The 21,119-nt window shown below is 62.9% G+C and carries 2 protein-coding genes (1 of these 2 cut by a window edge); both read right to left on the reverse strand.

What is annotated here, in order from left to right:
- Window positions 1–14,991, reverse strand: coding sequence for a non-ribosomal peptide synthase/polyketide synthase (locus AACY11_RS02445; RefSeq protein ID WP_339493803.1), 14,991 nt, complete (start codon window positions 14,989–14,991; stop codon window positions 1–3).
- A protein-coding gene (locus tag AACY11_RS02450; protein ID WP_339493804.1) for a non-ribosomal peptide synthetase crosses the window boundary here: on the reverse strand, window positions 14,991–21,119 show its final stretch. Its footprint extends 6,192 nt past the window's final position; the window shows 6,129 of its 12,321 coding nt (coding positions 6,193–12,321); its start codon lies beyond the right edge, outside the window — the gene reads right to left on this strand; it ends in the stop codon at window positions 14,991–14,993. Before AACY11_RS02450 ends, AACY11_RS02445 begins: the two co-directional genes overlap by 1 nt.

Here is a 21,119-nt window from a genome sequence, read left to right on the forward strand (position 1 = left end):
TCAGGACATGGCTACTGGTTCAACGATCTCGCCGAGCATTTCTTCAGCCTCGGACAGGAAAGTTTCATCGCGCGGGATCTGGAAGTGCCCGCAATCGAGCCATTCGCCGCCCATGCCCGGCTGTCCAAGTTGCGCCGCCAGTTCCACGGCCTCCTCTTCGCGCCCCAGGGTCCACCAGCAGATGGGGTTGAGCGCCAACGGTGCACAGCGATCCAGTTGCAACGACAGTTGCTTGAGTCGACGCGCCACGCTGAACACATGGGCCAGTTCATCGGCGCCCAGTGCCACGTAGGTCGAAGCCCCACGGTCGGCACTCATGGCTCCGGCGAACAAAGCGCGCAGGTTCTGCGGCGTTTCTTCACCATCGATGCTCAAGCCCGGCGCAGCGCCCGGCAGGGTCACCCGCAGGAAGTCACGCAGATCAGCCTGCCAATCATCCACCGTGCCTTCGTTGACCTTGGCCGACGGTACGAAGCTGTCCACCAGACCAACGAACTTGACTGTCTGGCCGACCTGTTCGAGTTGCGCGACCATCAACATCGCCAACGTCCCACCCAGCGACCAGCCCAACAGGTAATACGGCCCGTCTGGCTGTTTCTCACGGATCTGCGCCACATAATCGCTGGCCATGTCCTGCAACGACACATCGTTGAACGCCGGATCCAGCAGCATGCGCGACTGAATCGCCAACACCTGCCGGCGCCCGCTCAAGCGGCGCGCCAATGGTTCGTAGTCGAACACCGTACCGAAGCCGGCGTGAATGCAGAACAACGGCGCAACGCCCTTGACCTCAGCGTTCATCGCCAGCAACCCGGAGGCTTTTTCGGCGGATCCCTGCACACTGGCAACCAGTTCGGCGATGCTCGGTTTCTGCATCAGGTCGCGCAGTTTCAGGCTCAGCCCTTGAGCTTTCAGCACGCGACTGCGCGCCACCACTTGCAGGCTGAGAATCGAATCACCGCCCAGTTCGAAGAAGTTATCGGTGAGGCCGACGCGTTCGATTTTCAGCACCTCTTGCCAGATCTTCGCCATGGCCCGCTCAAGCTCGGTGCGCGGCGCCACGTAATCCTGACGTTGTTCGGCGTCGGGACTGGGCAGGGCTTTGCGGTCGAGTTTGCCATTTGGGGTCAGCGGCATGCGCTCTAGCAACATCAGGTGCGCAGGCACCATGTAGTCCGGCAGGCTGGCCTTGAGCTGCTCGCGCAAGCGTTCGCACAAGCCGTCCGTTGCCGTTTCGGCTGTGGCCAGTACAAAACCGAGCAACTGCTTGCCGCTGACACCCTCGCGGGCCACCACGGCGGCGTCACGCACCCCCGGTTGTTGCTTGAGGCGCGCTTCGACTTCGCCCAACTCGATGCGGAAACCACGGATCTTCACTTGATGGTCGATCCGACCCAGATAGTCGACAGTGCCGTCCTCACGCTGGCGAACCAGGTCGCCGGTACGGTACAGGCGACTGCCATCAGCGCTGAACGGGTTGGCCACGAAACGCTCCGCAGTGCCGCCGGCACGTCCCAGATACCCACGGGCCAACGCGCCGCCCAGGTACAGCTCACCGGCAAGGCCCACCGGCAGCGGATTGAGGTCGGCGTCGAGCACATGACCGCAGCGCTCACCGACCACATTGCCGATTGGCGCATAGGCCGCACCGCACTGATCGTCAGCGCCGGCCTTCCAGATCAGGGGCGTAACCACGGTTTCGGTCGGGCCATAGCCATTGATGATGTATTGCGGTTTCAGTGCCCGTTTCGCCAGCTCGAAACTCGCCACCGGCACCGCATCACCACCGAAGCAATAGATGCGCACCGCCGGCGGGTTGCCGTGCTGTTGAGCGTGCTCGGCCAGTTGTTGCAAGTACACCGGCGGGAACGCGGCCACGGTTACGCCATGCTCATGCAGGGCGTTGTAGGTTTGCTCGGCGGTCCACAGGCTGTCATCACGGATCAGCAGGCGCGCACCGTGGGTCAGTGTCGTCAACCAGCGCTCATGGGCACCGTCGAAGGCGAACGACATGAAGTGCAGTTCGCAATCGGCTTCGCTCATCTCATAACGCTGACCGATGGCCTGGCAGTGCATCGCCAATGGCCCGTGAGCGACACCGACGCCTTTTGGCTGGCCGGTAGAGCCGGAGGTATAAATCACGTAGGCCAGATGGTCCGCATGCACCGCGACCTGCGGCGCCACCTCTGGCTGAGCGCTCAGGTCCAGGTGATCGAGTTCCAGCACATGCAGATTGTCCCCGGTCGGCATCACCTGGCGCAGACTCGAATCGCTGAGCAACAAGGCGATGCCCGAATCGCGCATCAGATAACTCAGGCGTTCGCGTGGATACGTCGCGTCCAGCGGTACATAAGCGCCTCCGGCCTTGAGCACCGCCAACAGCGCGACAATCATGTTTTCGCTGCGCGGCAGGGCCACACCGACGCGGACTTCCGGGCCGACACCTTCGGCGATCAGTGCATGGGCCAGACGATTGGCCCGGGCGTCTATCTGCCCGTAGCTGAACGCTTCGTCGTTGAAGATCAGCGCCGTTTGTTCGCGGTGCCGGGCAGCCCATTGGCCAATACGCTGATGCACCCATGGCGCGTGCGTTGGCATCCGAACGACTGGCGCCAACAAACGCTGGCCGGTCGGCAGACCGATGCGGCCCAGCGGCTGCGCGGCGTCTTGCGCCAACGCGGCGAGCAGACCTTCCATGTTGCTGCGGATGCCTTCCACAGTCACCCGGTCGAAATGCTCACGCAGGAACATGTACTCAATCACCAGACCTTCTTCGAGCGTGACCATCAGGTCCATCGGGAAGTTGGTCAGGCCGGCGTTGCTGATTTCGCCGAATTTCAGCGAGTCATCGCGCCATTCGCGCAGCGCCTGATCGATCGGGTGGTTCTCGAAAACGATGATGCTGTCGAACAGCGATTGCCCGGCACGTCCGGCCCAGCGCTGCACATCGGTGAGCGGGGTGTACTCGCGCTCACGCATTTCCAGGTTGAAGGCCTGCAAATCACGCAGCCACTCGCCGACCGACTGCTCGGCCGGCACATCCTTGATCACCGGCAAGGTATTGATGAACAGGCCGAGGATCGATTCCGACGCCGGCAGGCTCGCCGGGCGCCCCGCCACTGTCGCGCCGAACGCCACACAACGCTGACCGCTGTAGCGGCTGAGCAGCATCAGCCAGGCGCCCTGCACCAAGGTATTGAGGGTCACTTGCTGAGCTTGCGCAAAGGCCTTGAGCTGTTCGGTGCGCGGCTCGCCCAAGCGGCTATACAGTGCCTCGTGACCACGACCGCTGCCAGTACGCGCCACGGTGTCGGCCAGGTAGGTCGGCTCCTCGAGCTGGCTCAGGTGCTGACGCCAGAACCCTTCGCTGGCATTGCCGTCCTGTTGTTGCAGCCAGTTGATGTAACGACGATACGGCACCGCGTCGGCCAGCGGCTTGCCGGAATACTGGCTCAGCACTTCGCCGATCAACTGCGAACTGCTCCAGCCGTCGATCAGGATGTGGTGATAGGTCCAGATCAACTGATAGCTGTCCTCGCCCACTTGCACCAGCGTCAGACGTTGCAGCGGCGGCTGATCGAGGTCGAAGCCCTTGGCCCGCTCGCCGTCCGCCAAGGCCTGCAAGGCTTGGGCCGAGTGATCCTGTTCGCGCCAGTCGAGCAGGCTGAGCGGCAACGGCGGATCGGCGAGGACGAATTGCAGCGGTTCGGCCATGTCCTGCCAGAGGAAACCGGTGCGCAGGATGTCGTGACGACGGCTGACGGTTTCCCAGGCGTCTTTCAAGCGCGAAGGCTCAAGGCCTTGCACCGGAATGCACAACTGGTTGATGTAGAGGTCCGACTCCGGCGAGTTCAGGCCGAGGAACAGCATGCCCTGCTGCATCGGCGACAAGCGATAAAGCCCCGCCAACTGATCCTGCGGCAGCGGCAACTGCGCGATTTGCGCGTCGGTCAGACCGTGCAGAGGCATGTCGACCAGCGCTGCCACCGGTACGTGCGAGGTGTTGGCGACGCGTGGCGCCAGTTGCTCGATGGTCGGGTGCTGAAACAGGTCTTTCGGGCTCAGTTCCAGGCCTTGCTGACGGGCGCGGCTGACCACTTGAATCGAGATGATCGAGTCGCCGCCCAAGGCGAAGAAGCTGTCGGTGGTGCTGACCTGCGCCAGACCCAGCACGTCTTTCCAGATGTCCACCAGCGTCTGCTCGGTAGCATTGGCCGGTTCGACATGTTGTTGCGCGGCCGTGAGCACCAGCGCCGGCAAGCACTTGCGATCGATCTTGCCGTTGGGGGTCAGCGGTAGCTGCGCCAGCCACAGACGGTGAGTCGGCACCATGTATTCCGGCAGGGTCGCGCCCAGCCAGGTGCTGATGTCGTCGTGCAGTTCACGTTGCAGCTCAGTGCTGGCATCCAGCGTTGTCGGATCGGTCGGCACCAGGTAGGCGATCAATTGTTGGCTGCCCAGTACTTCACTGGCCACGACCACCCCTTCGCGCACGGCGGCGTGGGCCATCAGACGCGCTTCGATTTCGCCGAGTTCGATCCGCAGGCCGCGAATCTTCACCTGATGGTCGATCCGGCCCATGTACTCCAGTTCGCCCGCTTCACGCTCGCGGATCAGGTCGCCGGTGCGGTACATCCGCTCGCCATTGTCGGCGAGCGGGTTGGGTACGAACCGTTCAGCGGTCATCGCCGCGCGGCCCAGATAGCCGCGCGTGATGCCGGCCCCCGACAGGTACAGCTCAGCCGAAACGCCCTGTGGCACCGCGTGCAAATCGGCGTCGAGCACGTGACTGGCGCTGTGGTCGAGGGCACGGCCGATACGCGCCTGACCACCGGCACTGCGCCGAGTCCAGGTCGAATAGGTGGTGTCTTCCGACGGGCCGTAGAGGTCGTAGACATGCTCGACCGTCGACTGTTGATACAACGCGTCAACCAGCCCTTGCTTGAGCGGTTCACCGGCCAGATTGATGATCCGCACGCTTGGCGGAATCTGCCCGGCGCGTTGCAGCGCAGCAATCGCCGACGGCACGGTGTTGATCAAACGAACCTGATCGCGAGCCGGCAAGTGCGGCAGCTCCAGGGCATTGCGCGCGATGATCAGCGAACCGCCGTTGGCCAGTGTGACGAACAGCTCCCACACCGACAGGTCGAAGCACACCGAGGTCGAGGCCAGTACGCCTTGAATATCGTCGCGGCTGTAGACCTTGGCCGACCAGTCGATCAGCGCCATGACGTTGCAATGGGCAATCGCCACGCCTTTGGGTTTGCCGGTCGAGCCGGAGGTGTAGATCACGTAGGCAAGGTTATCCGGCGCGACCGATGTTTGAGGCGCGACATCTGAATAGCTATTCAGCGACACCTGATCCAGCAGCAACACTTGCGTTTCGCCAGGCACCGTCAGGGTCGCGGCGACCGCTTGTTCGGTCAGCAACACCCGCGCACGGCTGTCCTCGATCATGTACGCGACACGATCCGCCGGGTAATCCGGGTCCAGCGGCACATAGGCGCCACCCGACTTGAGCACCGCCAGCAAGGCAATGAGCAACTGCTCGGAACGCGGCATCGCCACGCCCACGCGCACTTCCGGGCCAACACCGAGCTCGATCAGTCTGTGCGCCAAGCGGTTGGCTTGAGCGTCGAGTTCGGCGTACGTCAGTTGCGTGCTGCCAAAGGTCACCGCCAGCGCATCCGGCGTCGCTACGACTTGACGAGCGATGCCCTGATGAATGCACAGCTCGGTGACGAAATCGGCAGCGACGCTCGGGACGCTTTCGATCAGGTTCAACTCACTGAGCGACCGCTCGCCCGACTCGCTCATCTGCCCGAGCAGGCGCTGCAAGTACTCGCCCAACTGCGTCACGCTGTGCGCCGCGAAACGCTCGCACTGGTAGCTGAAGTGCATCGACAACTCGTCGCTTAAATGCACCAGCAGCGTCAGCGGGTAGTTGGTCTGTTCGTGATTGTTGATCTCGCCAAAGCGCAACTCCTGCGGCGCGCCCTGCTCCAGCGCCTCGGACACCGGGTAGTTCTCGAACACCAGAATGTTGTCAAACAATGCTTCACCGTTGCGCGCGGCCCAACGTTGAATGTCGAACAACGGCGTGTGTTCATGCTCGCGCAGGGCAAGGTTCTGCGCCTGTACGCTCTGCAACCACTCACCCACGCTCGATTGCGCGTGGGGGCTGGCGATCACCGGCAAGGTGTTGATGAACAGGCCGATCTGCTGCTCGACACCTTTGAGTTCAGTCGGACGCCCCGCCACCGTGGCACCGAACGCCACGCTTTGTTGGCCGGTCAAGCGCTGCAACAGCAGCAGCCAGGCCGCCTGAATCAGCGTGTTGAGCGTGACCTTTTGCTGGCGAGCGAAATCGCCCAGTCGTAGGGTCTGCCGGGCATCGACAACACAGAAGTGCTCGCCATGACCGTCCCGTGGAGCGTCGCCACGCTGCGCCTGAAGTGCTTGCGCCAACAGTGTTGGCGCTTCCAGGTCAGCCAGTTGCGCGGTCCAGTAATGTTCGCTGGCCTGCACGTCCTGACGCTGTAACCACTCGATGTAATCGCAATAACGCCCGGCAAGCGCTGGCTGAGCAATGCCGCTGTAGCGTTGCAGCACTTCGCCGAGTAACTGCGAGTTGCTCCAGCCATCCATCAGGATGTGATGGTTGGTGTAGATCAAATGGCAGCGCTGGTCATCCAGACGCACAACGACCATGCGCAGCAGCGGCCCTTGGCTCAGGTCGAAACCTTGCGCCTGCTCGGCAGCAGCCAGTGCATTCAATTCGCCCTGGCCATCGCCATGCTCGCGCCAGTCGAGCACGCTGAACGGCATGTCCAGTTGCTTGTGTACCACTTGCACCGGTCGCGCCAGCTCACCCTGCCAGACAAAACAGGTGCGCAGGATATCGTGGTTGTCCACCGCCGCTTGCCAGGCCTGCTGGAAGCGTTGCGGATCAAGGCCTTCGACGTCGAGGCGAACCTGATTGATGTAATCGCCAGCGGCCTGTTCGTAAAGGCTGTGAAACAACATGCCCTGCTGCATTGCCGACAGCGGATAGACATCGGCAATCTGTTGCGCCGGCAATGGCAAGCCGTCGAGTTGCGTCTGGGTCAGGCCGGCCAACGGGAAGTCCGACGGGGTCAGACCTTCGACGCCCGGGGTCAGGCAATGGCCGATCAACGCGGCCAGTTCTTCGGCGTAATCGGCGGCCAGTGCTTCGATCACCGCACTGTCGAAGCGTTCGCTGCTGAAGGTCCAGCCCACGCGCAACTCGCCGCCATACACCTGACCATTGAGGGTCAGCCAGTTGCCCAGCGGCGCGTCCGGGCTTTGATCGAGGCCGGCGTTGTCCGGCGATGGCACGAACAATGCGCTGTCATCGCCCTCGAAACTGCCGTCGAACTGGCCAAGGTAGTTGAAGGTGATACGCGGGCTCGGCAAGGCACGCAGGCTCTGCTGCGCCTGAGCGTCACCGACGTGGCGCAGCACACCGAAACCAATGCCCCTGTCGGGGATCGAGCGCAGTTGTTCCTTGATCTGTTTGATTGACTCACCCGCTGTCGCGGCCGGGGTCAGGCACACCGGGAACAGGCTGGTGAACCAGCCGACGGTGCGGGTCAGATCGACGTCGTCAAACAGCGCTTCGCGACCATGGCCTTCGAGCTGAATCAGCGTCGACGCCTGTCCGCTCCAACGGCCGATGACCCGCGCCAGTGCCGTCAGCAACAGGTCATTGACCTGAGTGCGATACGCCGCCGGCGCTTCTTGCAGCAATTGCCGGGTCAGCTCGGCGCCGAGTCGGGTCTGCACAGTCTGCGCCAGTCGATTGTGCTGACCGGCGTCCACGCGTTTGCACGGCAGGTCGGTGCTGACATCGCTCAGACAGGCCCGCCAGTAAGCCAGCTCTGCCTGCAACGCCGGGCCGTTGGCGTAGCGCTGCAAGTGCTCGCTCCAGTCCTTGAAGGCGCTGGTCTTCGATGGCAGGCTCAGCGGCTGATCATCGAGCAATTGCTGATAAGCGTTTTGCAGGTCTTCAAGCACAATCCGCCACGACACACCGTCCACCGCCAAGTGATGAATCACCAACTGCAAACGCTGAGTGCCGTCGGCCAGATTTGCCAACACAGCGCGCAGTAACGGCCCGTTTTGCAGGTCGAGACTGCGCTGGGCGCGGTTGCCCAAGGCTTCCAGCGCAGCAGCATCGGCGACGTCCTCCTGCCAGAGCAGGTTCTGCGATGAGTCTTCCACCGCTCGGTGTTCGGCCTGCCACACGCCATCCTGCTGCGAAAAACTCAGGCGCAGGGCATCGTGATGGGCCACCAGCGCGCGCAGCACTTGCTCGACCTTGGCGGCGTCCAGCGCCTGACGCGGTTGGAGCAGCACCGACTGATTCCAGTGGTGACGTTCAGGGATCTCGTCTTCGAAAAACTGCTGCTGGATCGGCAGCAGTACCGCCGCGCCGGTCACCGCCTGTTGATCAATCGTCGACGAGTCATCGCCCAACTGTGCGACCAGCGCCAGACGCTGCACGGTCTGGTGCTGGAACAGGTCTTTGGGATTGAGACGAATACCGGCCTGACGGGCACGGCTGACCACCTGAATCGAGATGATCGAGTCGCCGCCCAGTTCAAAGAAGTTGTCGTTGAGACCCACTCGCGGCAGCTTCAGCACGTCTTGCCAGATCGCCGCCAGGCGCTGCTCCAGTTCGCTTTGGGGCGCCTGATAAGCCTGCTGCGCCTGACTCGCGTCCGGGGCCGGCAAGGCGCTGCGATTGAGTTTGCCGTTGGCGGTCAATGGCAGTTGCGCCAGCAGCAACAGGTGCGCCGGGATCATGTGATCCGGAAGGTTTGCCTTGAGCCCGGCACGCACACGGTCGCGCCACAGGCCTTGCTCGGCCGGGCTGGCATCAAGTAGCGCGGCATCGTCCGGCACCAGCCAGGCGACCAGTTGCTGACCACTGAGGCCCGGCTGCGCGAGTACCACGGCTTGGCGCACGACGGCTTGTTCGAGCAACTGCGCTTCGATTTCACCCAGCTCGATACGGAACCCGCGAATCTTCACCTGATGGTCGATTCGACCGACGTATTCGACGACGCCGTCAGCGCGGTAACGCGCCAGGTCACCGGTGCGGTACAGACGCCCGCCGTCAGCGGCAAACGGATCGGGAATAAAACGCAGGCTGGTCAGATCGGCACGGTTCAGATAACCCCGCGCCAGGCCGGCGCGCCCGATGTACAGCTCGCCGATACAGCCTTTGGCGACCGGGTTCAGGTCTCCGTCGAGCAAATACCACGACAAATCCGGAATCGGCTCGCCGATCGGGCTGCCGACATCGCCTTGCAGATCGGCCATCGACAATGGGCGGTAAGTCACATGCACGGTGGTTTCGGTGATGCCGTACATGTTGATCATTTGCGGCGCCTGATCGCCGAAGCGTTCGAACCACGGGCGCAGGCTCTTGACCTCCAGCGCCTCGCCGCCAAACACCACGTAACGCAGCGACGGCTGAAGCGCGGCGTGTTGCGGGGCGCACGCCACTTGCATCAATTGCTTGAACGCCGAGGGCGTCTGGTTCAGTACGGTGATGCCTTCGCGGCAGAGCAAAGCGTAGAAATCTTCCGGCGCACGGCTGACCTCGTAAGGCACCACCACCAGTTTGCCACCGTACAGCAGCGCACCGAAAATCTCCCACACCGAGAAATCGAAGGCGCAGGAATGGAACAGGCTCCAGACATCGGTCGGACCAAAACCGAACCACGCATCGGTGGCTTCGAACAGGCGCAGCACGTTGCGATGCGCCAGCAAGGTGCCCTTCGGCTGGCCGGTCGAACCGGAGGTGTAGATCACGTACGCCAGGTTGTCCGGGCTCATGCTGACCTGCGGGTTGCTGTCGCTGTAGCCTTGGAGAGCGTCGCGGTCCTGATCGAGCATCAAACTGCGGACCGAGTCCGGCACCGGCAGACGATCAAGCAGATGGCTTTGGGTCAGCAGCAGGCCGATGCCGCTGTCGCCGATCATGTAACTCAGGCGTTCTTGCGGGTAGCTGGGGTCCAGCGGCACGTAAGCGCCCCCGGCCTTGAGGATCGCCAACAGCCCGACCAGCATGTCGAGGCTGCGCTCAACCGCCAGACCGACACGCACGTCCGGGCCGACACCGCTGGCGATCAATTGGCGGGCCATCTGATTGGCGTGGCTGTTGAGCTTCTCGTAGGTCAGCGTCTGTTCGCCGCAGGTCACGGCAATCGCTTGCGGGGCGCGCGCAGCCTGGACTTCGATCAATTGATGCAGGCACCGCTCGCTGGGGAAATCGGCCACGGCCGGGTTCCATTGCAGCACGGTCGCCGCGCGTTCGGCTGCGTCGTGCAGCGGCAGTTCGGCAATGCGCTGACCGCTGTCGGCGACGATGCCTTGCAGCAGATTCGTCCAGTGTTGCGCCAGACGCACGATGGTCGCGGCGTCGAACAAATCGGTGGCGTACGTCAGCTCGGCCCAGACGTTATCGGTGGATTCGAAGGTGTTCAGGGTCAGGTCGAACTGTGCAGTGTTCGACGCCCAGTTCAGGCCTTCGATCTCGATGTTCGGCAAGCGCGTGGCGCCCTGTGCCTGACGGGCCTGGCTCTGGTGATTGTGCAGCACCTGGAACAACGGACTGTGGCTGAGGCTGCGCTCCGGTTGCAGCGCATCGACCAGTTGCTCGAACGGCAGATCCTGATGAGCCTGGGCGCCGAGCACGGTGCTTTTCACTTGCTGCAGCAGGCTGCGGAACGTCTGCTGGCTGTCGAATTCGGCTTTCAGCACCTGGGTGTTGACGAAGAAGCCGATCAGCCCTTCCGTCTCGACCCGGTTGCGGTTCGCCACCGGCACACCGACGCGGATGTCGGCCTGACCGCTGTAGCGATGCAGCAAGGTCTGGAACGAGGCCAGCAACAGTGTGAACAGCGTGACGTTTTCACGCTGGGCAACCTGCTTGAGCGCAGACGCCAGTTCCAGGCTCAGCGGGATATCACGACGGGCGCCGCGATAGCTTTGCTCAGGCGGACGTGGGCGGTCGGTCGGCAGCTCCAGCAGCGGCTGATCGCCATCGCCCAGTTGCGCCGTCCAGTAGTTCAACTGACGCTCGCGTTCACCGGCGTCCATCCACTGCTTTTGCCACACCGCGTAGTCGGCGTATTGCACCGCCAACGCTGGCAATTGCACCGCCTGCCCCTGGCTATAAGCGGCGTACAACGCCACCAGTTCATCGACCATGACCGTCATCGACCAGCCATCGGAAACGATGTGGTGCAAGGTGATGACCAGTGCGTGGTCGTCATCTGCAAGACGCAGCAATTTGACTCGCAGCAGCGGGCCTTGCTGAAGATTGAACAGGTGCAGGGTTTCTTCGGCGACCAGCGCTTGCAGCGCGGCCTCGTCCAGATCGGCGGCAACGTCCTGAACGTGCAGATCCAGCGTGCCGTGGGCCTGAATCACTTGCAGGGTCTGGCCCTGCTCTTCGACGAAGCAGGTGCGCAGGGCTTCGTGGCGGGCGATCAGAGAATCGAAGCTGCGCTGCAACGCCACCAGATCCAGTTCACCGCGCAGACGCAGCGCGGCCGGGACGTGATAAGCGGTGCTGGTCGGCTCCAGTTGCCAGAGGAACCACTGGCGCTCCTGAGCATACGAAAGCGCCAACGGTTGCAGACGCGGCAGCGCGACAATCGGCGGTTCCCAAGTCGCCTGATCAATACCGAGCGCGGCGACAAAATCTTGCAGCGTGCTGTGTTCGAACAGCGTGCGCAGCGGCACCTGAACGTTCAGTACCTGACGCACCCGCGAGATCACTTGAGTGACCAACAAGGAGTGGCCGCCCAGTTCGAAGAAATTATCGCCAAGGCCCACGCGATCCAGCTTCAGCACCGCTTGCCAGATCTCGGCGACGGTGTGCTGGGTGGCGGTTTGCGGTGCGCTGTAGGTCGATTGCAACTGGCTGGCGTCGGGCGCCGGCAAGGCTTTGCGATCCACTTTGCCGTTGGGGGTCAGCGGCAGTTGCGCCAGGAACAACAGGTGCGCCGGTACCATGTACTCCGGCAGTTCAGCCTTGAGGCTGGCCTTGAGCGCGGCACGCAAATCGGTTTGCGAAACATCATTGACCGATGGCACCACGTAGGCCACCAGTTGTGGGCCGGTCGGGCCGTCCTGCGCGACCACGACGGTTTCGCGCACGCTGTCGAGCGCGAGTAAACGCGCTTCGATTTCACCGAGTTCGATACGCAAACCCCGGATTTTCACCTGATGGTCGATCCGCCCGATGTACTCGATCACACCCTCGGCGCGATAGCGCGTCAGGTCACCGGTGCGGTACAGACGCGCACCGTTTTTCGCGAAAGGATCCGGCACAAAACGTTCGGCGGTGAGGCTTGGGCGCTGGAAATAACCACGGGCCAAACCGTCACCGCCAATCAGCAATTCACCCGGCGCGCCGAGCGGATTGAGCTCAAGGTCACTGCCGAGGATGTACAACGCGGTGTTGTCGATGGGCGTGCCGAGGAACGGACGGCTGTTGTCCGCACTCAGTGCATGTTGTGCTGACCAGATCGTCGTTTCGGTCGGGCCATAGAGGTTCCACACGCGTGGCGTCAGCGCCAGCATGCGCTGCGCCAGTTCCTGCGGCAGCGCTTCACCGCCACAAAGGAACGTGCGGCCGTTGAGGATCGCGGCGTGTTCGTTGTCCAGCAGCATGCGCCAGGTCGACGGCGTGGCTTGCAGCACACTGACGGCGTGACGCTCGATCAGTTCGAGCACCGCTTGCGGGTCTTGATGCACGTCCTTGCCGGTCAGCACCACGCCGGCGCCGGCCAGCAATGGGCCGTAGATTTCCAAGCCGAAAATGTCGAACGAGAACGTGGTCAGCGACAGCATGCGATCAGTGGCTGCGATCCCTGGTTGCTTGATCATGCTCGCGACAAAGTTGCTCAGCGCCGCGTGACGCACCATCACGCCTTTGGGGTTGCCGGTGGAACCAGAGGTGTAAATCGTATAGGCCAGGTGTTCGCCGTTGACCGCAACATCCGGCGCGGTCTGAGGATACGCCGCCAGCCAGCCGTGTGGCTGATCCAGCAACAGCATCTGCACGTTCGCCGGGATCGGCAACTGCGCCTGCAAGTGCGACTGGGTCAGCAGCAACTGCAAACCACTGTCCTCGATCATGTAGGCCAGACGATCTTGCGGGTACGCCGGGTCCAGCGGCACATAAGCGCCGCCAGCCTTGAGGATCGCCAGCAGGCCGACGATCATTTCGACGCTGCGCTCGACCGCGATGCCGACCCGTTGATCCGGGCCAACCCCGGCCTCGATCAGTTTGTGTGCCAGTTGATTGGCCCGGGCATCCAGTTCGCCATAGCTCAGCACGTCTGCGCCGATGATCAGCGCGGTCGCTTGCGGGGTTTGTTGCGCCTGCAACGCGAACACCTGCTGCACGTAACCGCCCTGCGTGGTGTGATCGGCCACGCGTACCCAGTCCTGCAACAGCACATCGCGTTCGGTACTGTCCAACAACGGCAATTCGCCGACGCGGCAGGTCGGAGCGGCCACGATGCCACGCAGCAGGTTCTGCCAGTGACGAGCAATGCGCTCGACGGTCTCAGGCTTGAACAGGTCAGTGGCGTAGGTCAGCTCAGCGGCGAAACCGTCGCTGGATTCATAAGTATTGAGGGTCAGGTCGAACTGCGCGGTGCGCCCTTCCCACTGCACATCCTCGACACTCAACTGCGGCAGTTGCACCGCGCCACGCTGCTGATCACGGCGGGTCTGGTGGTTGAACATCACCTGGAACACCGGGCTGTGGCTCAGGCTGCGCTCCGGTTGCAGCGCTTCGATCAATTGCTCGAACGGCAGATCCTGATGCGCCTGAGCATCCATCGCCGCTTGCTTGACCTGCGCCAGCAAGCGGTTGAACGGTAGTTGCCCGTTCACCTCGGCATTCAATACCTGAGTGTTGACGAAAAAGCCGATCAGGCCCTCCGTCTCGACGCGGTTACGGTTGGCCGCAGGCACACCGACGCGAATCTGCGCCTGGCCGCTGTAGCGATGCAGCAAGGCCTGGAACGACGCCAGCAACACCATGAACAGGCTCGCACCTTCGCGCTGGGCCAGATGTTTCAGGGCGTCGCCGAGATCCGCCGGCAAGTCCAGCTCAAGGCGCGCACCGCGCAGGCTTTGCACCGCCGGGCGGGGGAAATCGATGGGCAACTCCAACACCGGCTGCTCGCCGTCCAGCGTCTTGATCCAATAAGCCAGTTGCCGCTCACGCTCGCCCGCTTCCAGCCAGTGACGCTGCCAGATCGCGTAGTCGGCGTATTGCACGTCCAGCGCCGGCAGCGTCAAGGGCTGCCCGCGGGTGTCGGCGGCGTAATGCTGGATCAGCTCATTGACCAGCACTTTGATCGACCAGCCATCGGAGATGATGTGGTGCTGGATCAGCACCAGCACATGATCGTCCTGCGCCACTTTCAGCAGCGCCACGCGCAGGAGCGGGCCCTGTTGCAGGTTGAACGGGCGTGCGGTTTCGCTTTCGACGAACGCCTTGATCGCAGCCTCTTCACCGGCGGCATCAAGACCTTCGGGCAGCGGAACCAGACTGATGTTCAGCGGCAGTTGCGGATGAATCACCTGGCAGAAGGTTTCGCCCTGCTCGGCGAAGGTCGTGCGCAAACTTTCGTGACGCGCGGCCACGGCATTGAAACTGCGTTCCAGCGCCGCCACCTCCAGCCGCCCCTTGAGGCGCAGGGCGCTGGGGATGTGATACGCGGTGCTGTGCGGGTCCATTTGCCAGAGGAACAATTGACGTTCCTGGGCATACGACAGAGGAATCGCCGCAAACCCGGAACGTGTCTCCGGGATCGGCAGGTTGGCCGCAGAGACGCCCTCTTCGAGCATCTTTTCCAGGTACAGCTTACGTTTGTCCAGCGGCAGAGTGATAAAGCGCTTGGCTACCCTCAAAGCAACACTCTTGTCCATCAGACTTCCTCCATATCGTCAAGCAGGGCTTCCAGCTTGCTCAGTTTCTGTTCATTGATTGCCCCGCCTCCTGTATCGAGGTGAGCGACAAAGTCGCTCAGGACGGGGTGCTGGAATAACAGTTGCGGGGTCAGCGTCAGGCCCAGTTCGAGGGCCATGCGCGACACCACGTTGACCGCCAGCAGCGAGTGCCCGCCCAGTTCGAAGAAGTGATCGTTCAGGCCGATGCGTTGCACGTCGAGCACTTGCTGCCAGATCGCCGCGACCCGCTGCTCAAGCTCACTGTGCGGCGCGACATACGCGGCCTGCATCTGGCTGGCATCGACCGCTGGCAAGGCCTTGCGGTCGAGTTTGCCGTTGGGGGTCAGTGGCAACTGCTCAAGGAACAGCAGGTGCGCGGGAATCATGTAGTCAGGTAACGAAGACTTGAGGCCAGTCTTTAGTCCGTCGCGCAGGAGCCGCTGCGCTTGGCCGTCGCACAGATCCAGTGGCGGGGCGACCACATAGGCCACCAGTTGCGCGCCAGCCTCACCTTCGACGGCCAGCACCGCCGCTTCGGTGACGGCCGGTTGGGCGAGCAATCGCGCCTCGATCTCCCCCAACTCGATGCGCAATCCACGAATCTTCACCTGATGGTCGATCCGGCCCATGTACTCCAGTTCGCCCGCTTCACGCTCGCGGATCAGGTCGCCGGTGCGGTACATCCGCTCGCCATTGTCGGCGAGCGGGTTGGGTACGAAGCGTTCAGCGGTCATCGCCGCACGCCCCAGATAGCCGCGCGTGATGCCGGCGCCCGACAGGTACAGCTCAGCCGAAACCCCTTGCGGGACAGCGTGCAAATCAGCGTCGAGCACGTGACTGGCGCCGTGGTCGAGGGCACGGCCGATACGCGCCTGACCACCGGCACTGCGCCGAGTCCAGGTCGAATAGGTGGTGTCTTCCGACGGGCCGTAGAGGTCGTAGACGTGCTCGACCGTCGACTGTTGATACAACGTGTCAACCAGCCCTTGCTTGAGCGGTTCACCGGCCAGATTGATGATCCGCACGCTTGGCGGAATCTGCCCGGCGCGCTGCAATGCAGCAATGGCTGACGGCACAGTGTTGATCAGGCGCACCTGATCGCGGGCCGCCAGTTGCGGCAGCTCAAGGGCATTACGGGCGATGATCAGCGAGCCGCCGTTGGCCAGTGTGACAAACAGCTCCCACACCGACAGGTCGAAGCACACCGAGGTCGAGGCCAGTACGCCTTGGATATCGTCGCGGCTGTAGACCTTGGCCGACCAGTCGATCAACGCCATGACGTTGCGATGGGCAATCGCCACGCCTTTGGGTTTGCCGGTGGAGCCCGAGGTGTAGATCACGTAGGCAAGGTTGTCTGGAACGACCGATGTTTGAGGCGCGACATCTGAATAGCTATTCAGCGACACCTGATCCAGCAGCAACACTTGCGTTTCGCCAGGCACCGTCAGGGTCACGGCGACGGCTTGCTCGGTCAGCAGCACCCGCGCGCGGCTGTCCTCGATCATGTACGCGACACGATCCGCCGGGTAATCCGGGTCCAGCGGCACATACGCGCCACCCGACTTGAGCACCGCCAGCAAGGCAATGAGCAACTGCTCGGAACGCGGCATCGCCACGCCCACGCGCACTTCCGGGCCAACACCCAGTTCGATCAGTCTGTGCGCCAAGCGGTTGGCTTGCGCGTCGAGTTCGGCGTACGTCAGTTGCGTGCTGCCAAAGGTCACCGCCAGCGCATCCGGCGTCGCTACGACTTGACGAGCGATGCCCTGATGAATGCACAGCTCGGTGGCGAAATCGGCAGCGACGCTCGGGACGCGTTCGATCAGGTTCAACTCACTGAGCGACCGGTCGCCCGACTCAGTCATCTGGCTCAGCAGACGCTGCAAATGCGCGCCCAACTGCGCCACGTTGGCCGCCGCAAAGCTGTCGCGCTGATAGCTCAAATGCACCGTCAGTTGCGTGCTCATGTTTACCAGCAGGGTCAGCGGATAGTTGGTCTGCTCCTGATTGGCCACCGCGCCGAAACGCAAACCTTGCGGCGCGCCACGTTCCAGCGCGTCGGCAATCGGGTAGTTCTCGAACACCATCAGGCTGTCGAACAGCGCATCACCGCCCTGCCCGGCCCAACGCTGAATATCGGCCAGTGGCGTGTGTTCGAACTCGCGCGACGCCAGGTTCTGCGCCTGCACGCCTTGCAGCCAACGGACCAGACTCTGCTGCGCCTGCGGCGCAGCAACCACCGGCAAGGTATTGATGAACAGACCGATCTGCGCTTCGGCACCCGGCAAATCCGCCGGACGCCCGGCGACGGTGGCGCCGAACGCAACACAGTCTTTGCCGGTATAGCGCTGCAACAGCAACAGCCAGGCGCCTTGCACCACGGTGTTGACCGTGACTTTCGTAGCCCGGGCAAATTCCCCCAGACGCTGAGTCAGATCCGCGTCCAGCACTTGGTAATGATCGCCATAGCCGACGCTCGGCAAACCGTCATGCGGCCGCGCGATGGCATTGGCCAGACGCGTTGGCTCTTGCAGGTTGTGCAGCGTCGCCAGCCAGTAGGCCTCGGCCGCCGCCGCATCCTGGCGTTGCAGCCAGCCGATGTAATCGCGATAGCGCCCTGCCGGACGTGCGACCGTTTCGCCGCTGTAGTGCTGCAACACCTCGCCGAGCAACTGCGCGCTGCTCCAGCCGTCCATCAGGATGTGGTGGTTGGTATAGATCAGGTGATGACGATCCGTCGCGGTGCGCACCAGCACCAGGCGCAGCAGCGGCGCACAGGTCAAATCCAGCCCCTGTGCGCGCTCTTCGTCGGCGAGGGTTTGCAGCGCCGCGTCCAGCCCGGCTTTGTCGTGCCAGTCGAGCACGCTGAACGGCACTTCAACCTGGCGCTGCACCACTTGCACCGGTTGCGGCAGATCGCCCTGCCAGAAAAACCCGGTGCGCAGAATGTCATGGGCATCCACCACCGCTTGCCACGCCGCCTGGAAGCGTTGTGGATCGACGCCGTCGACGTCCAGGCGCATCTGGTTGATGTAGTCGCCGTTGCCATGTTCGAGCAACGTATGGAACAGCATGCCCTGCTGCATCGGCGACAGCGGGTAGATGTCATCGATGCTTTGCGGTTCGAGCACCAGCGCATCGAGTTGCGCCTGCGACAGTTGCGCCAGCGGGAAGTCCGACGGTGTCACGCCACGGTTGGCGTTGTCGCAGCAATGGCCGATCAGCGCCGTCAATTCCTGCACGTAATCATCGGCCAGACGCTGGATGGTCGCCGCGTCGAACATCGCGCCGCTGTAGGTCCAGCTCAGGTCCAGTTCGCCGCCGAAGACTTTGCCGTTCAGCGCCAGCGGGTTGCCCAGCGGGCCCTGCAGATTGACTTCGGCGCCGCCGGATTCGCCAGTCGGTGCAAACAGGGCGTGGTCGGCGGCATCGAAACTGCCGTCGAACTGGCCCAGATAGTTGAAGGTCAGGCGTGGTGTCGGCAAGGCTTGCAGGGTTTGGCGAGCCTGCTCATCGCCCAGATGCGCGAGCGCGCCGAAGCCGATGCCTTTGTGCGGAATCGCCCGCAGTTGTTCCTTGACCTGCTTGAGCGATGCGCCCGGTTCGGTAACCGGCGAAAGGCGCGCCGGGAACACACTGGTGAACCAGCCGACAGTGCGCGTCAGGTCGACGCTGTCGAACAGGTCTTCGCGACCGTGACCTTCGAGCAATACCAGCGCATGGTCGGCACCGGTCCAGCGCACCATCACCCGCGCCAGAGCCGTCAGCAGCAGATCGTTGACCTGCGTGCGATAAGCCGCCGGCGCATCCTGCAACAGCTGACGGGTCAGGGTCTGGTCCAGTTTGCTGCGAATGGTCAGCGCCTGATCGTGTTGCTGCCCACCGTCGGGACGGTCGAAAGGCAACGTCGCCGATGCACCTTGCAACTGTTGCTGCCAGAAGCCCAGTTCAGACTGCAGCGCAGGCGTGGCGGCGTATTCCTGCAAGGCCTGCGCCCAAGCTTTGACCGCATGGGTCTTGGCCGGCAACTGCACGGCATTGCCCGTAGCGATCTGCCGGTAAGCGTTTTGCAGATCTTCAAACAGAATCCGCCACGACACGCCATCGACCACCAGATGATGGACGATCAGCAGCAGGCGTTGACTGCCATCGGCCAGGTTCGCCAGCACCGCGCGAATCAGCGAGCCACCGCTCAGTTGCAGGCTGCGCTGGGCCTTGTCGCCCAATGCCTCAAGGGCTGCGAGGTCGGCGACCGCGACTTGCCAGAGGATCGTTTCACCCGCCTGGGTCACAACGTCGCGATATTGCGCCGACCAGCCATCCGCCTGCTCGACAAATTCCAGGCGCAGGCTGTCGTGGTGCAGCACCAACGCATCCAGCGCTTGCTCAAGCAAGTTGCCATCGAGCGCCTGACTCGGTTTGAGCATCACCGACTGGTTCCAGTGATGACGATCAGGAATCGCCTGAGCGAAGAACTCCTGATGAATCGGCAACAGTGCCGTGCTGCCGGTGACCGGTTGCTGATCGATCATTTGCAGCGCTTCGCCCGTCTGCGCGACAACGGCCAACGCCTGAATGGTCTGGTGCTCGAACAGGTCTTTGGGCGTGAAGCGGATACCCGCCTGCCGCGCACGGCTGACCACTTGAATGGAAATGATCGAGTCGCCGCCCAGCTCAAAGAAGTTGTCGCTGATACCGGCCTGCTCAAGCTTGAGCACGTCTTGCCAGATCGTCGCCAATTGTTGCTCCAGCGCGTTCTGCGCAGCGACATAGGTCTGTTGCAGTTGGCTGACATCCGGTTTCGGCAGGTTCTTGCGGTCGAGTTTGCCGTTCGGCGTCAGCGGCATGCGTTCCAGACGCAACACATACGCCGGCACCATATGGCCCGGCAGGGTTGCCTTGAGCTGCGCACGCAGCTCTTCGGTGAAGTCGGCGCGGGCAGAATCACCCACCACATAGGCGACCAGACGCTTGCCGCTGCCGGCACTGCCTTCCTGGGCCACGACCACGGCTTCACGCACGCCGTCGAGCGCTTGCAGGGCGGCTTCGACTTCGCCGAGTTCAATGCGAAAACCGCGGATCTTCACTTGATTGTCGATGCGATCCAGATAGTCGAATGTGCCATCGGCGCGCTGGCGAACGAGGTCGCCGGTGCGATAAAGCAAGCCGCCAGTGCGGCTGAACGGATCAGCGACAAAACGCTCGGCGGTCAGCCCCGGACGATTCAGATACCCCCGGGCCAGCCCCGTGCCACCCAGATACAGCTCACCAGCCATACCTTGCGGCAACAGGTTCAGATCGGCGTCGAGCACGTAGGCACTACGGTCACCGATGCGGCTGCCGATTGGCGCGTAAGCGGCGCCGCACGGCACATCGCGGCCGGCCTTCCAGATCAGCGGCGTGACCACGGTTTCGGTCGGGCCGTAGCCGTTGATGATGAAGTCCGGATCGAGCGCCCGTTTGACCCGCTCGAAACTGGCGTTGGGTACCGCGTCGCCGCCAAAGCAATAGATGCGCACGTTGGGCGGATTGCCCACACGCTCGGCGTGTTCGGCCAGTTGTTGCAGGTACACCGGCGGGAACGCGACCACGGTCACGCCATGCTCAATCATGGCGTTGTAGGTCTGCTCCGGTGTCCACAGGCTGTCGTCGCGGATCAGCAACGAGGCGCCGTGGGTGAGGCTGGTCAGCCAGCGCTCATGGGCGCCGTCGAAGGCGAACGACATGAAGTGGAATTCGCAATCGCTGTCGCGCATTTCATAACGCTGACCGATGGCCTGGCAATGCATCGCCAAGGGGCCGTGAGCGACGCTGACGCCTTTGGGGTTACCCGTGGAGCCGGAGGTGTAAATCACATACGCGAGGTTATGCGGATCGAGTTGCACGGGCGGCGCGGTGATCGGCCATTCGCGCAAGTCGAGGCGATCGAGTTCAAGCAGCGGCACCGATTCGGCCACAGGCAATTGCGCCGACACCGACGAGTCGCTGATCAACAGCGCGAGCCCCGAATCCTCGATCAGGTAGGCCAGACGTTCACGCGGATAGCTGGTGTCCAGCGGCACGTATGCGCCGCCAGCCTTGAGCACCGCCAGCAACGCGACGATCAC

This window comes from Pseudomonas sp. RA_105y_Pfl2_P56 (genome assembly GCF_963970845.1).
GTDB lineage: Bacteria > Pseudomonadota > Gammaproteobacteria > Pseudomonadales > Pseudomonadaceae > Aquipseudomonas > Aquipseudomonas baetica_A.

Excerpts from the sequence above, each read along its gene's own strand:
- AACY11_RS02445 (WP_339493803.1), bottom strand. The coding sequence starts at position 14,991 with ATGGACAAGAGTGTTGCTTTGAGGGTAGCCAAGCGCTTTATCACTCTG.